Origin of the sequence: Desulfovibrio piger ATCC 29098, from assembly GCF_000156375.1 — a bacterium.
Lineage (GTDB): Bacteria > Desulfobacterota > Desulfovibrionia > Desulfovibrionales > Desulfovibrionaceae > Desulfovibrio > Desulfovibrio piger.
Map to the genome: position 1 here is coordinate 105,346 of NZ_DS996356.1, position 12,639 is coordinate 117,984.

Below are 12,639 nucleotides of genomic sequence, written 5' to 3' on the forward strand. Positions count from 1 at the left end.
ATCTTCTACTCCTTCGGCACCGCCGTGCGGTGCGCTAAGTTGCGTGGGGCCGTTAACGGCCAGAAGCGCGTTATATGCCATATCGTCGTCAGTGACAATAATCCGTGCCCGTCGTGCGGTTTCCGGCAGACAGGCTGTGCCTGCCGTTCGTCGCAATACGGGACGGGAACCTGTTCTGACAGGGCCGCCGGCAGTTTTCCATGCCCGCGCGCACAGTCCGCGGAAAGGCATCGCCGTTGTGGCTGATCCCGCCAGAGGCAGGCCGGCATCGAAAACGGGAGCGGTCCCCTGCGGGACGTTTGTCGGCCGCCATGGCAGGGCTGGCAGGGCCGGGACAGGCAGGGAAGAGCCGAAGCTGTCAGGGAATGACGGCTTTGGCCTTGCAATCGTGTCCCCCTGTGGCGTATGCTAAAAACTCCAGCTTAACCAAGGATGATACATGTCTGCACTCTGTATCCGTGTCCCCGCCCTGCGCGGTCCCCTGCCCGGAGAAGCACCGCTTTTGCCCGCGGAGGGGTCCTGTCCTGTCTTGCGTCTGTGGCCCGGCCTGCCGAAAGAATTTTCCCGTCCTGCCGCCGGAGGGCTGACGGCATCCGGCCGTCGCGCCGTGACCGTCGCGGCCCCGGCCCCCGAAGGGCCGTGGCATATGCCGGAGGATCTGCCTTTTTCGCCGCGTGAAGCCGCGGCCTGTCTGGACGACCTCCAGCGCATGGGGGATGCCGCCCTTTCCGGTCAGCCGGTGGGCACCCTGGGCGCCGACGTGGGCCGTGCCCGCCGCAACAGCGCGGAAAGCGCCCTGCGTGCCGGCCTGATGGCCGACGGCACCCTGGAGACGGCCCAGGCCCTGGAAGCCGCCCGCGAGGAGCGGGAAAAGGCCTGTGCGGCCCAGCGCATGCTGCTCTGGAGCTGGCTGCAGGAAGAGCGCCTGGCCGAGCTCCAGGCCCTGAGCTCCAGCCTGAGCAGCAGCAATGCCCGTCTGCAGGCCGCACTAGACATGGATCCCGCCGACCTTGACGAGGCGGCCCTGCTGGCGGGCGATGCCCGCGATACGGAAGCGGCCCTGGCCACGCTGGCCACCCTCAACAGCCCTGTGCATGTGGACGATTCCCTGCTGCCCGCCTGGCCCCGCCTGCTGGACGCCGTGGTGCGCTTTGCCCCGGCGGACTGCCTGTTGCTGGCCGAAGGCCGCATGCGTCGCGATCTGCTGGACGGCCAGGGCGAGCTGGAATTCCGGCCCCTGCCCGACGACGGCCCCCTGCGCCTGTGCGATGCGGAAGGCCGCATCGTGCCCCTGCTGCAGGCGCGTGCCCCCCTGTGGCGCATCCTCGGGCGTCCGCGTGCGCCCCGCTGCTGCCCCGGCTGGCAGGAAGAACGCACCGTGGTGCTGCGCGGGGACGACTGATGGGCAAACTTTTCCCGCACGGCCTCACCGGCATCATCTTCGACTGTGACGGGGTCATGATCGATTCCCGCGCCGCCAACGCCATCTTTTACAACAAGGTGCTGGCGGCCCTGGGACTGCCGCCCCTGACCCCGGAGCAGGATGCGTATACGTTCATGGCCACGGCGCGGCAGGCACTGGAATACATCGTGCCTCCCGAGATGCATCAGCGCATGTATGAAGTGGTGCGGACGGAGGTCATCTATTCGCGCGACATCGTTCCCCTGCTGCAGATCTATCCCGGTTACCGGGAATTCCTCGAGCTTGCCCGCAGTCACGGCATGCGTCTGGCCGTGCATACCAACAGAACTGCGGAAGGGATGCAAAGGGTTCTGGACTTTTTGGCGTTGCCCTCCTATTTTAATCCTGTAGTCACGGCGACGGAAGCAGCCCCCAAGCCCGCCCCCGATGGTGTGCGGCTGATCCTTGACCAGTGGGGGGCCGCTCCTGAGCAGGTGCTTTTTGTGGGCGACAGTCCCAACGACCAGAAAGCCGCCACCGCCGCAGGCGTCGTGTTCGCGGCATTCGGCGGGGAATTGCAAGGCCCGCTCGCGGCAGCCGGTTATGACGAACTGGCCGGGCTGCTGCAAAATGAATGGGAGTAGGCATGTTTTTTGTACAAAATGTCATCCTGGCCGTGGTCGATCTGCTGGCCATAGTCCTCAATCTGTATTTCTGGGTTGTCATCGTGGCGGCCGTGCTTTCGTGGGTACGCCCCGACCCCTACAACCCTGTGGTGCGCGCCCTGCGCACCCTGACGGAACCGGTATTCTACCGGGTGCGGAAATGGTTGCCTTTCACCTATACCAACGGCATCGATTTCTCGCCTGTGGTGGTGCTGCTGGTCATCCAGCTCATCAACCGCATCGTCATCGCTTCACTGGCCCAGTTTGCCGCTACTCTGGTGTAGCAGCGGTTTGTCGTAACGGGCGCCACCGTGGGCGCCGAACATCTAACGCTGGAGATTTCTTATGGATCAGCATGAAATTGAACTCATCGAACAGCTACTGCCCACTGATCCGGAGCTGAAATCCCTATGGGAAGACCATGTCCTTTACAGCAAGCAGGTAGAAAAGCTGGAAGCCAAGTCTTTCCGTACCCCCACCGAGGAACAGACCCTGAAGCAGCTTAAGAAACAGAAACTTGAAGGCAAAACCAAGCTCATGGAGCTCTTGGATAGCCATCGCGCCGGAGCATAACTGCTGGCGCAGGAGTTGACCCTATGGAACTCACAGGTGCGCAGATTCTCCTTGAATCCCTTAAAAAAGAAGGTGTTGATGTACTGTTCGGTTATCCGGGCGGTGCTGTGATTGATATTTATGACGAGTTGCCGCGGCATCCGGAACTGAAACATGTTCTGGTGCGGCATGAACAAGGGGCTGTGCACGCGGCTGATGGCTATGCCCGTGCCTCCGGCAAGGTAGGGTGCTGCCTGGTCACTTCCGGACCGGGTGCCACCAATACCGTTACGGGCATAGCCACAGCCTACTGTGATTCCATTCCGCTGGTCGTCTTCACGGGACAGGTCCCCACGCAGCTCATCGGTAACGACGCCTTCCAGGAAGTCGATATCGTGGGCATCACCCGTCCCTGTACCAAACACAATTTTCTGGTGAAGGACGTGCGCAACCTGGCCAAGACCATCCGCCAGGCCTTCTATCTTGCGCGCTCCGGTCGCCCCGGGCCCGTCCTTGTGGACCTGCCCAAGGATATCATGCAGGCCCGTACGGAATTCGTCTGGCCTGAAGATATCTTCATGCGCAGTTACAATCCCACCTACAAGCCCAACCTGAACCAGCTGCGCCGTACGGCCGAAGAGCTGGCCAAGGCCCGCAAGCCCATCATCCTGGCGGGCGGCGGCGTCATCATGGCCAATGCTTCGGAAGTCCTTTGCGAGCTGGCCCACGAGCTGAACATCCCCGTGGCCACCACGCTCATGGGGCTGGGCGCCTTCCCTGCCAACGGCGATTTGTGGCTGGGCATGGTGGGCATGCATGGTACCTATGCCGCCAACATGAGCATCAACCATGCGGACCTGCTGGTCTGTGTGGGCGCGCGCTTCGACGACCGTGTGACCGGCCGTCTGCAGGACTTCGCCTCCCATGCGCGCATCGTGCATATCGACATCGACCCCACCTCCATCCGCAAGAACGTGGAAGTGGACGTGCCCGTGGTGGGCGACTGCCGCCAGGCCCTGGAAGGCATCCTGGAGATCTGCCGCGCCAAGATGGCCGATACCGACTGGTCGGGCATGCATGCCGACTGGCTTGAGACCGTGCATGAATGGAAGGCCAATCATCCGCTGGCCTACAACAAGAACGGTCACATCAAGCCCCAGCAGGTCATCGAGACCATGTACTCCATCACCAAGGGCGATGCCATCATCGCCACCGAGGTGGGGCAGAACCAGATGTGGGCCGCCCAGTTCTATACCTTCACCAAACCGCGCACCCTGCTGACCAGCGGTGGTCTGGGCACCATGGGCTACGGCTTCCCCGCGGCCATCGGCGCGCAGTTCGCCTTCCCGGACAAGCTGGTCATCAACGTGGCCGGTGACGGCTCCATCCAGATGAATATCCAGGAACTGGCCACCGTGGTGCAGAACAAGATCCCGGTCAAGGTGGTCATCCTCAACAACGGCCATCTGGGCATGGTCCGCCAGTGGCAAGAACTCTTCTACAATCGCAACTACAGCCATACCAATATGGAGGCCCAGCCCGACTTCGTGAAGCTGGCTGAGGCCTACGGCGCCGAAGGCTACCGCATCAGCAAGCCCGAAGAGCTGGAAGACGTGCTGCGCAAGGCCCTGACCTCGCCCAACCCGGCCTTCATCGACGTCATGGTTGAGCGCGAGGAAAACGTCTATCCCATGGTGCCCGCCGGGGCTGCCCTGGATGAGATGCTCTTGGTGTAGAGGAGGGACGCCATGCAAAGACATGTTCTTTCCGTGCTGGTGGAGAACGAGCCCGGTGTGCTCAGCCGCGTGGCCGGCCTGTTCAGCGGCCGCGGCTTCAATATCGATTCGCTCAATGTGGCGCCTACCCTGGAAGAGGGCGTTTCGCACATGACCATCACCACCTATGGTGACAGCCAGATCCTGGAGCAGATCATGAAACAGCTCCACAAGATCGTGACCGTCATCAAAGTGATGGACTTTGCCGACATGCCCGCCATCGAACGCGAGATGATGTTCGTCAAGGTGCAGGCCGAAGGCCCCGCCCGCAGCGAGATCCTGCGTACCGTGGAGATCTTCCGCTGCAAGGTGGTGGACGTCAGCTCCAGCGAGATGACCATCGAGGCCACCGGCGACCACGACAAGCTGGACGCCATCCTGAGCCTGCTGCACCGCTTCGGCATCAAGGAAGTGGCCCGTACCGGTTCCGTGGCCATGCGCCGCTCCAAAAAGTGTGAATAGCATCCCCGGCGAGGGGGCCGCAGACGGTCCCCCACCGGAAGATGACGGCAAATTTGCCTGAGGGATGCCGTGACGCTTGACATTTGCGCCACGGCATCCCAAATAGAAGTTTCCCCCTCGGGAATACCGAGTATTTTTCCATTGAAAAGGACAAGAGCCATGAAAGTTTACTATGATCAGGATGCCGATCTTTCCGTCTTGAAAAACAAGACTGTGGCCATCATCGGTTACGGCAGCCAGGGCCATGCCCATGCCCAGAACCTGCGCGACTCCGGCGTGAAGGTCGTCGTGGGCCAGCGCCCCGGCGGTGCCAACTATGAGCTGGCCAAGCAGCACGGCTTTACCCCCGTGTCCGCTGCCGAAGCCGCCGCCCAGGGCGACCTGATCATGATCCTGCTGCCTGACGAAGTGCAGGCAGCCGTGTACGAAAAGGACATCAAGCCCAACCTGACCCCCGGCAAGGCTCTGCTGTTCGCCCACGGCTTCAACATCCACTTCAACCAGATCGTGCCTCCCAAGGACGTGGACGTGTTCCTGATCGCCCCCAAGGGTCCCGGCCATCTGGTGCGCCGTACCTTCACCGAAGGCGGCGGCGTGCCCTGCCTGGTGGGCATCCAGCAGGACGCCACCGGTGAGGCCCTGAAGGTGGCCCTGGCCTACGCCAAGGGCATCGGCGGCACCCGCTCCGGCGTTATCGAGACCAGCTTCCGCGAAGAGACCGAAACCGACCTCTTCGGCGAACAGGCCGTGCTGTGCGGCGGTATCTCCGCCCTCATCAAGGCCGGTTTCGAAACCCTGGTGGAAGCCGGTTACCAGCCCGAAATGGCTTACTTCGAGTGCATGCACGAAATGAAGCTGATCGTTGACCTGATGTACGAAGGCGGCCTGTCCCGCATGCGTTACTCCATCAGCAACACGGCTGAATACGGCGACTATGTGACCGGCCCCCGCCTGATCACCGACGCCGTGAAGAAGGAAATGAAGGCCGTGCTGAAGGACATCCAGAGCGGCAAGTTCGCCCGTGACTTCATCCTCGAAGCCCGCGCCAACTATCCCATGTTCATGGCCACCCGCCGCAACGAAGCCAACCACCAGCTGGAGCAGGTGGGCAAGGAACTGCGCGGCATGATGACCTGGCTGAAGAAGGACAAGAAGGACTAGTTCCGCTGTCCGTCATGACGCTCACAAAGGGGGACTCCGGTCCCCCTTTTTTTGTTTTGCGGGCAGGACGGCATCCTGTGGAAAACGGGGCTCGGCGATGTGGTGGGGCAGGCAGTATGCGGCACCCGTCCCTGGCCTTTGGCGGAAAAAGGACAGACAAGGTCGGGATCGCTGCCTCCCGGCAGGCCTCACGTCCCGCAAGCGAGCGCCTGCGTCCCGACACGATGAGATAAGGAGAGGAGCCTGTGGCACCGGATACGGCATTCTATGACCAGCGCGCGGCCAGTTATGCCGCGGCATCCCATGATATGGATCTGCGGCCCCTGTATGCCCGTTTTTTGCCGCATGTGCGTCCCGGCGGGCTCATCCTCGATGCCGGTTGCGGATCGGGGCGGGATGCGCTGGCGTTCCGCCAGGCCGGCTTCCGGGTGGAGGCCTTCGACGCCTCACCGCAGATGGCCCGACAGGCGGCGCTCCTGCTGGAGCAGGACGTGCCCGTGCTCTGTTTCGAAGACGTGGCGTGGCAGGATCGTTTCGACGGGATCTGGGCCTGCGCCAGCCTGTTGCATGTGGCCCCGGCCGATCTGCCCGATGCCCTGCGGCGCCTGCAGCGAGCCCTGCGCCCCGGTGGCGTGATGTTCTTCAATTTCAAGTACGGTCAGGGCCTGCGCCGGAGCCCGGACGGGCGCCGTTTCACCGATATGGATGAAGCCGGTGTCCGGGGCCTGCTGGAGGAGCTGCCGGGACTCGTCTGTCTGGAGATGACGACAGGAGAGGACGACCGTGCGGCGGAGCTGCGGGAACGCTGGATCCAGGTCCTTGTCCGGCGCGCCCCGTCTGCTGATTGAGCTGGCCTGGCGAGAGGAGCGGATAGAGGAGAGGGGAGCGTCTGTCCATGACGTTTCCTGTCCTGCCGTGCCCTCGCAAATACTGCCCTCTGGGATCATCAAACAAGAAAGCACCCGCTATGGGTGTTTTTTTTGTTTTTAGGGCAGGGGCATCTCCCACTTCCCGGGTCGCATCGTGACGGATAGGGCCCGCATATCCTGTCGATCCTTTCGTTCCGCGAGCGTTGTTTGTCCATAGAGCTGCCGCCACGATACCGGAACAAAAAAGCCCGTCCGCAGGGCGGATGGGCTTGATGCCTTGGCGGCAAAGAGGGGAACTTGAGGGGAAATGGGTCTTTTTTATCGCAAGGAGCGACCGGATGGCGTCCCGTAGGGCCGTGCCCGTTACGACGCAGGAAGTTACGGGCATCGACAGCAGAAGGAAGGCTCCCCTCCCAGCAAAAAGCAATGGCGCCTACACGCCCAGCAGGCCACGCTGTGGCCGTTCTCGCAGCGGGCCACAGGGACGCTCTCGAAGCAGCGCGGCAGGGCTTCGTCACAGCGCGGGGCAAAGGGGCAGCCTTCGGGCATGTTGTCCAGGCGGGGGACGCTGCCGGTGATGGCGGGCAGGCGATTCATGCCCATGGCCGCGCGCCCCGGTGCGGAGCGCATGAGCCCGCGCGTGTACGGATGCAGGGGATTGCGGAACAGCTCGGTCGTGGGGGCGTGTTCCACCAGATGCCCCGCGTACATGACGCCCACATTGTCGGCGATGCGGGCCACCACGCCCAGGTCGTGGGTGATGAAGAGCACGGCCATACCGCGCTTGCGGCTCTGCTCCGTGATGAGGCTGAGGATCTGCCCCTGGATGGTGGCGTCGAGAGCCGTGGTGGGCTCGTCCGCCAGCAGCAGGTCTGGCTTGCAGGCCAGGGCCATGGCGATCATCACGCGCTGGCGCATGCCGCCGGAAAGCTGGTGGGGATAATCGTCATAGCGGCTCTCCGCTGCGGGGATGCCCACCTCGGAGAACAGGCGGATGACCTCCTGCCGCGCCTCGCTGCGGGACAGGCCCAGATGCAGGCGCAGGGGCTCCGCGGTCTGCATGCCCACCTTCAGCACCGGATTGAGCGAGGTCATGGGTTCCTGGAAGATCATGGCGATATGGCGGCCCCGCAGGGCGCGCATCTCTTCCGGGGGCATGGTGCGCAGGTCGCGGCCGCGGAACAGGATACGGCCGCTGATATGGGCATTCTCGGGCAGCAGATGCAGGATGGCGCGGGCCGTGAGGCTTTTTCCGCAACCGGATTCGCCCACCAGGCAGGTGATGCCCGCCGGGGGCAAGCTGAGGCTGACGGCATGGACGGCGGGCAGGATGCCGTCGTCGGTGCTGAAGCTGACGGAAAGCTGTTCCAGAGTGAGGGTATCGTCCAGGTTCATGGGCGGCGTGTTCCCCGGCTGTTGGGTTGGGCGGGCCTGTGCCTGACGGGCACGGCGCGGCAGGTTTGAAAAAGGGAAGGAGTCTTTCCTTGCGGAAACGGCTCCTTCCCCCGGATGTCGTCGCGATGACGGCGGATCAGCGCTTGACGCGCGCCTCGCGGTACTGGATGTAGGCCTCGCGTACGGCGATGTATGGATCAACGGCGATGCCGCTCAGGCTTTCGTAGGTGGGCAGCAGGTCGTCCAGCGCATTGAAGCGCAGGTAGAGCTCGGAAGCCGTGGCCAGCTCCCAGGGATGGACGAAGAAGAAGGCATCGGTGGCGCAGTCGCCCGCAAAGCCGATGCTCTCGCGCACGGAGCTGGGCCCCAGGAAGGGCCAGACGATGTAGAAGCCGTGCCCGATGCCCCAGCGGCCCAGGGTCTGGCCGAAGTCCTCGCCACCGGGATCGATGTCCACCAGGATCTTCTTGGTGCCGGCCACATCGGCAAAGCCGCCCAGGCCCACGGTGGTGTTCATGCAGAAGCGCCCGAATTCCACGAAGGCTTCCTTGACGCGGAACTGCAGCAGGCTGTTGATCATGCGCTTGGGCATGAGGATGTTGGCATAGAAGTTTTTGACACCGCCCCGGATGGGCTGGGGAACGACGGTCTCGTAGAAGTTGTAGACCGGCTTGGCGACATGCAGGAAGAAGATGTCGTTGAAAGCGAACCAGAAGCGGTTCCAGGGCTCCAGCGGGTCGGCGATGCTGGTCAGGGGCTCACTGTCGTAATCGTCCAGAGAATCCCCGTCGGACAGCTGTTCGTGGGCATAGGGGTGCACGGAGATGGCCCCGGCCGGCATGGTGGGACTGCTGCTGTCGTACAGGCTCGACGGCGCGTGGTCCGTGGCCGGAGCGGCCGGGGCGGCACCGGCGGGCACGGCGCACAGGAGCGTCAGCAGCAGGAGCGGGACTAGGATAAGGGGACGCATGCTCTCTCCGTTTGGCGGCTATTTGCCGACCGGCTGCTTGCGCACTTCGTCAGCCTTGGCCTTGACGCGGGCGATGAGTTCGTCAGGGGTGCCGCTGGTCAGGATATCCTGGAACTGGGTGCGGTAGTTTTTGACCAGGCTCAGGTTCTCCACGATGATGTCATAGACGCGCCAGCTGTTGTCCTTGGCCATCATGCGGTAGGCCACGGGCACGCGGGTGCCGTCCTTCATGGTGATCTCGGTGCGGACTTCCACACGGGTCTTGGCGGCGTTGGCGATCTCGCCGGTATAGGCCACCTGTTCGCCGTTATAGCCGTCCACCTTGTTCAGGTAGGTGGTCAGCAGCAGGTCGGCAAAGGCATTGCTGAAGCTCTTTTTCTGGGCGGCGGAGAATTCCTTCCAGCGGGGGCCCACCGTACGGGACGAGAACTCGCCGAAATCGAAGATATGGTAGACCTCGTCCTCGATCTGGCGGCGCAGGGGCGGCCGGGTGGCGGGGTTCACATAGTCGGGGTTCTTGATGCAGTCCAGCACGCGGCTGATGGAGACCTCCAGGGCCTTGCGGGCGGGAGAGGCTTCGGCCGCGTCGGCGGCGGGGGCAAAGCCGGGCAGGGACAGACACAGGGTGAGGGCGGCACCGGCCAGCAGGCCGAGCACCGTGCGACGGTTGTTCATATTACACACCTCCCAGGGCGTATTTGCTGATAAGGGATTCGATGTCCACGGCGGATTCCGTCTCTTCCAGGGTGTCGCCGGAAGCCAGGATGTCTTCGGAACCGCCGGCGGTCAGGTTGACGTACTTGTCACCGATAAGGCCGCTGGTCTTGACCGAGGCGATGGTATCGGCCGGCAGCTGCAGGTCCTTGTCCAGGATCAGAACCACACGGGCCTGGCGCCGGGAAAGGTCGTCATCCAGCTTGATGGAGGCCACACGGCCCACGGGCACACCGGCCATCTCCACGTCGGCGCCCACGCGCAGACCGGAAACGGAGTTGAAGTTGGCCACAAGCTCAAAGCCCTTGCTGTCGAAGACCTCCATCTTGCCGAGCTTGATGGTCAGGTAGGCCACACAGACAAGGCCCAGCAGGACGAAGATGCCGACAGCGGTCTGGCGGAAAGAATTCATGGCAATTTCCTTGTGCGGCAATGCCGCGCTATGGTTATACGCCCGGCAGGGGCAATATTCAAGGTGCGTCCGCAACGATATACGGCAACTCTCGTTGGCGGCTCGCCGGGTCTCAGACGATGGATGCGGCGGCACGGTCCCTGTGCGGGGCCGCAGGGCCGGAGGGGAGGCCGGCCCCCGCCTAGGTCCTGAACCACCGGTCCAGGGCGGCGCTCACGCACGGATCGGCCGGGGCGTCGGCCAGGCTCTCCTCGTCGCCGCCTTCACGGCGCAGGAACTGGAGCAGGTACGGATCCCGGCTGGCCTCCAGCTCCGGCAGGGTACCGGAAAAGATGGCCCTGCCCTCGCGCAGCACCAGCACATGGTCGGCGATGCAGCGCAGGCTGGCCAGGTCATGGCTGACCACCACGATGGTCATTTCCGGGTACTGGCGGTGCATGGCCTGCAGCAGGGTATCCATGCGCGCGGCCGTGATGGGATCCAGACCGGACGTGGGCTCGTCACACAGCAGGATGCGCGGCTCGGCGATGAGGGCCCGGGCAAGGCCCGCCCGTTTGCGCATGCCGCCCGAAAGCTGGTTGGGGAAATAATCGGCAAAGTCTTCCAGCCCCACCATGCGCAGGACGCGCAGCCCGGCTTCGCGCAGGACGTCCTTGGGCAGGCGCAGATGCTCGCTGAGGGGCAGGCAGACGTTCTGCACCAGGGTCAGGGCGCCCAGCAGGGCACCGTCCTGGAAAAGCACGCCCATGCGGCGGCGGATGCGCCGGGCCTCGGCATGGGGCAGGCTGAACAGGTCCTGGCCGCCGATGAGCAGGTTGCCGCTGATGGGGCGCGAAAGGCCGATGATGTGGCGCAGCAGGGTGGACTTGCCGCAGCCGGAGCCCCCCAGGATGACGGAGACCTTGCCTCCGGGCAGGGTGGCGTTGATGTCATGCAGCACGGCGTGGTCGCCGTAGCCTACGGAAAGGGAAGAAAAAGAGATGTCCCAGGCGTTCATGGTCACCTACAGCAGGAAGGAGGTCAGCACATAGTCGGCCACCAGGATGAGCACGCAGGAGATGACCACGGCCGAGGTGGTGGCGTTGCCCACGGCTTCGGGGCCCACACTGTCACGCCGCATGTGGGTGGTGTAGCCCTGATGGCAGCAGACCGTGGCCACCAGCAGGCCGAAGACCAGGGATTTGATGAAGCCCCCGGCCACGTCGTTCATGGTCACGGAACTGGCGATGCGGTACAGGTACGCGCCTTCGTTGATATGCAGCATGAGTACGCCGGTCAGGTAGCCGCCGATGATGCCGATGACGTCGAAGATGGCCGTGAGCAGGGGGAAGGCCAGCAGCGAGGCCACCAGACGGGGGCTGACCAGATAGGCCATGGAGTTGATGTCCATGACGTCCAGGGCGTCGATCTGGTCGGAGATGCGCATGACGCCGATCTCGGCCGCCATGGAGGACCCGGCGCGTCCGGCCAGCATGATGGCCGTGAGCACGGGGCCCAGTTCGCGGATGAGGCTCAGCGAGACGGCCGAGCCCAGCATGCCCACGGAACCGAACTGGACGAGGGTGTAGTAGCCTTGCAGGCCCAGCACCATGCCGCAGAAGATGCCGATGAGCAGGATGACGAACAGGGATTTGTAACCGATGACGTACAGCTGCTGGATGGTACGGGGGACGATACGGGGACTGGTGAAGATATGGCGCAGGCCGTCGAGCATGAAAAGGGTCACGGCGCCCAGACTGTCCAGCATGCGCAGCACAGCGGCGCCCAGCCGGTTGCAGAACGTCAGGATGCTGCTCATAAAGGGTATCACGCCTCACTAGCGGGGGCGGGGTTTGCCGCCTACCCGTTTTTTGGATTTTTGCAGGGGAGAACCGAGCCGCATGCGTTGCAGCTCTTCTTTCAGGTTGGCGGCATCCAGATCCGTGCCGCGCATGTGGACCATGACCAGGGTCAGCTTGCCGCTTTTCTGGCCGCGTGTGCGCAGGCCCTGGCCTTCCAGGCGCTGGCGCAGGCGGTCGGCATCGTCCACATTGCGGAAGGCCGCCACCTGGAACACGAAATCGTACAGGGGCGCGGCGTTCGTCGCCGCCTGGGGCCTGGTGGCCGGGGCCGCCGTTTTTTCGGGAGCGGGCTGGGCCGCGCCCTTGGGGGCATTGCCCCAGGCCGCGAGACCGTTGCCCGAAGGCTTGTTGAAAGGATGCGAGTTTTTGGCGGCAGGAGCGGCGGCCGGTGCGGCGGGGGCGCTGGAGGCGGCGGCGGGGG

Annotated in this window: 15 protein-coding genes; 8 read left to right on the forward strand and 7 right to left on the reverse strand. The window is 63.7% G+C overall.

Annotated features, from left to right (window positions below):
- Window positions 1–439 precede the first annotated feature (439 nt).
- From DESPIG_RS06055 to DESPIG_RS06090, 8 genes are all read left to right on the forward strand, one after another.
- Window positions 440–1,402, forward strand: coding sequence for a hypothetical protein (locus DESPIG_RS06055; RefSeq protein ID WP_040369505.1), 963 nt, complete (start codon window positions 440–442; stop codon window positions 1,400–1,402).
- Entirely contained in the window at window positions 1,402–2,046 is a 645-nt protein-coding gene (locus DESPIG_RS06060) for an HAD family hydrolase (RefSeq protein WP_006006273.1), read from the forward strand. The genes DESPIG_RS06055 and DESPIG_RS06060 overlap by 1 nt, the downstream gene beginning before the upstream one ends.
- A gap of 2 nt (window positions 2,047–2,048) precedes the next feature.
- Window positions 2,049–2,351, forward strand: a complete 303-nt coding sequence (locus tag DESPIG_RS06065; protein WP_040369507.1) for a YggT family protein — start codon at window positions 2,049–2,051, stop codon at window positions 2,349–2,351.
- A 61-nt stretch (window positions 2,352–2,412) separates the two neighbouring features.
- Complete coding sequence (locus DESPIG_RS06070) at window positions 2,413–2,640, forward strand: DUF465 domain-containing protein (RefSeq protein ID WP_006006278.1); 228 nt, start codon at window positions 2,413–2,415, stop codon at window positions 2,638–2,640.
- A 23-nt stretch (window positions 2,641–2,663) separates the two neighbouring features.
- Window positions 2,664–4,355: a biosynthetic-type acetolactate synthase large subunit gene (gene ilvB / locus DESPIG_RS06075; RefSeq protein ID WP_006006281.1), complete on the forward strand. Its 1,692-nt coding sequence runs from the start codon at window positions 2,664–2,666 to the stop codon at window positions 4,353–4,355.
- A gap of 12 nt (window positions 4,356–4,367) precedes the next feature.
- On the forward strand, window positions 4,368–4,856 hold the full coding sequence (gene ilvN / locus DESPIG_RS06080) for an acetolactate synthase small subunit (RefSeq protein ID WP_006006283.1): 489 nt from the start codon (window positions 4,368–4,370) through the stop codon (window positions 4,854–4,856).
- Between the two features lie 159 nt (window positions 4,857–5,015).
- Window positions 5,016–6,017 carry a ketol-acid reductoisomerase gene (gene ilvC, locus DESPIG_RS06085; protein WP_006006284.1) on the forward strand — a complete coding sequence of 334 codons (1,002 nt, stop codon included), beginning with the start codon at window positions 5,016–5,018 and terminating at the stop codon, window positions 6,015–6,017.
- A 245-nt stretch (window positions 6,018–6,262) separates the two neighbouring features.
- Window positions 6,263–6,865: a class I SAM-dependent methyltransferase gene (locus tag DESPIG_RS06090; RefSeq protein ID WP_040369508.1), complete on the forward strand. Its 603-nt coding sequence runs from the start codon at window positions 6,263–6,265 to the stop codon at window positions 6,863–6,865.
- A 399-nt stretch (window positions 6,866–7,264) separates the two neighbouring features.
- Here DESPIG_RS06090 and DESPIG_RS06095 read toward each other — a convergent pair whose 3' ends face one another.
- From DESPIG_RS06095 to DESPIG_RS14470, 7 genes are all read right to left on the reverse strand, one after another.
- Window positions 7,265–8,281, reverse strand: a complete 1,017-nt coding sequence (locus DESPIG_RS06095; RefSeq protein WP_050760277.1) for an ABC transporter ATP-binding protein — start codon at window positions 8,279–8,281, stop codon at window positions 7,265–7,267.
- A gap of 136 nt (window positions 8,282–8,417) precedes the next feature.
- Window positions 8,418–9,251, reverse strand: coding sequence for an MlaA family lipoprotein (locus DESPIG_RS06100; protein WP_006006295.1), 834 nt, complete (start codon window positions 9,249–9,251; stop codon window positions 8,418–8,420).
- A gap of 18 nt (window positions 9,252–9,269) precedes the next feature.
- Window positions 9,270–9,926, reverse strand: coding sequence for a Tgt2/MlaC family protein (locus DESPIG_RS06105; protein ID WP_006006298.1), 657 nt, complete (start codon window positions 9,924–9,926; stop codon window positions 9,270–9,272).
- A 1-nt stretch (window position 9,927) separates the two neighbouring features.
- Complete coding sequence (gene mlaD, locus DESPIG_RS06110) at window positions 9,928–10,377, reverse strand: outer membrane lipid asymmetry maintenance protein MlaD (RefSeq protein ID WP_006006299.1); 450 nt, start codon at window positions 10,375–10,377, stop codon at window positions 9,928–9,930.
- Between the two features lie 181 nt (window positions 10,378–10,558).
- A complete protein-coding gene (locus tag DESPIG_RS06115; protein ID WP_006006300.1) occupies window positions 10,559–11,374 on the reverse strand; it encodes an ABC transporter ATP-binding protein in 816 nt (271 codons plus the stop codon).
- A gap of 6 nt (window positions 11,375–11,380) precedes the next feature.
- Window positions 11,381–12,175 carry an MlaE family ABC transporter permease gene (locus DESPIG_RS06120; protein WP_006006302.1) on the reverse strand — a complete coding sequence of 265 codons (795 nt, stop codon included), beginning with the start codon at window positions 12,173–12,175 and terminating at the stop codon, window positions 11,381–11,383.
- 18 nt (window positions 12,176–12,193) lie between these two features.
- The coding region (locus DESPIG_RS14470) for an SPOR domain-containing protein (RefSeq protein WP_006006304.1) at window positions 12,194–12,639 on the reverse strand (446 nt) is incomplete at its 5' end.

Excerpts from the sequence above, each read along its gene's own strand:
- DESPIG_RS06055 (WP_040369505.1), top strand. The coding sequence starts at position 440 with ATGTCTGCACTCTGTATCCGTGTCCCCGCCCTGCGCGGTCCCCTGCCC.
- DESPIG_RS06060 (WP_006006273.1), top strand. The coding sequence starts at position 1,402 with ATGGGCAAACTTTTCCCGCACGGCCTCACCGGCATCATCTTCGACTGT.
- DESPIG_RS06065 (WP_040369507.1), top strand. The coding sequence starts at position 2,049 with ATGTTTTTTGTACAAAATGTCATCCTGGCCGTGGTCGATCTGCTGGCC.
- DESPIG_RS06070 (WP_006006278.1), top strand. The coding sequence starts at position 2,413 with ATGGATCAGCATGAAATTGAACTCATCGAACAGCTACTGCCCACTGAT.
- ilvB (WP_006006281.1), top strand. The coding sequence starts at position 2,664 with ATGGAACTCACAGGTGCGCAGATTCTCCTTGAATCCCTTAAAAAAGAA.
- ilvN (WP_006006283.1), top strand. The coding sequence starts at position 4,368 with ATGCAAAGACATGTTCTTTCCGTGCTGGTGGAGAACGAGCCCGGTGTG.
- ilvC (WP_006006284.1), top strand. The coding sequence starts at position 5,016 with ATGAAAGTTTACTATGATCAGGATGCCGATCTTTCCGTCTTGAAAAAC.
- DESPIG_RS06095 (WP_050760277.1), bottom strand. The coding sequence starts at position 8,281 with ATGAACCTGGACGATACCCTCACTCTGGAACAGCTTTCCGTCAGCTTC.
- DESPIG_RS06100 (WP_006006295.1), bottom strand. The coding sequence starts at position 9,251 with ATGCGTCCCCTTATCCTAGTCCCGCTCCTGCTGCTGACGCTCCTGTGC.
- DESPIG_RS06105 (WP_006006298.1), bottom strand. The coding sequence starts at position 9,926 with ATGAACAACCGTCGCACGGTGCTCGGCCTGCTGGCCGGTGCCGCCCTC.
- mlaD (WP_006006299.1), bottom strand. The coding sequence starts at position 10,377 with ATGAATTCTTTCCGCCAGACCGCTGTCGGCATCTTCGTCCTGCTGGGC.
- DESPIG_RS06115 (WP_006006300.1), bottom strand. The coding sequence starts at position 11,374 with ATGAACGCCTGGGACATCTCTTTTTCTTCCCTTTCCGTAGGCTACGGC.
- DESPIG_RS06120 (WP_006006302.1), bottom strand. The coding sequence starts at position 12,175 with ATGAGCAGCATCCTGACGTTCTGCAACCGGCTGGGCGCCGCTGTGCTG.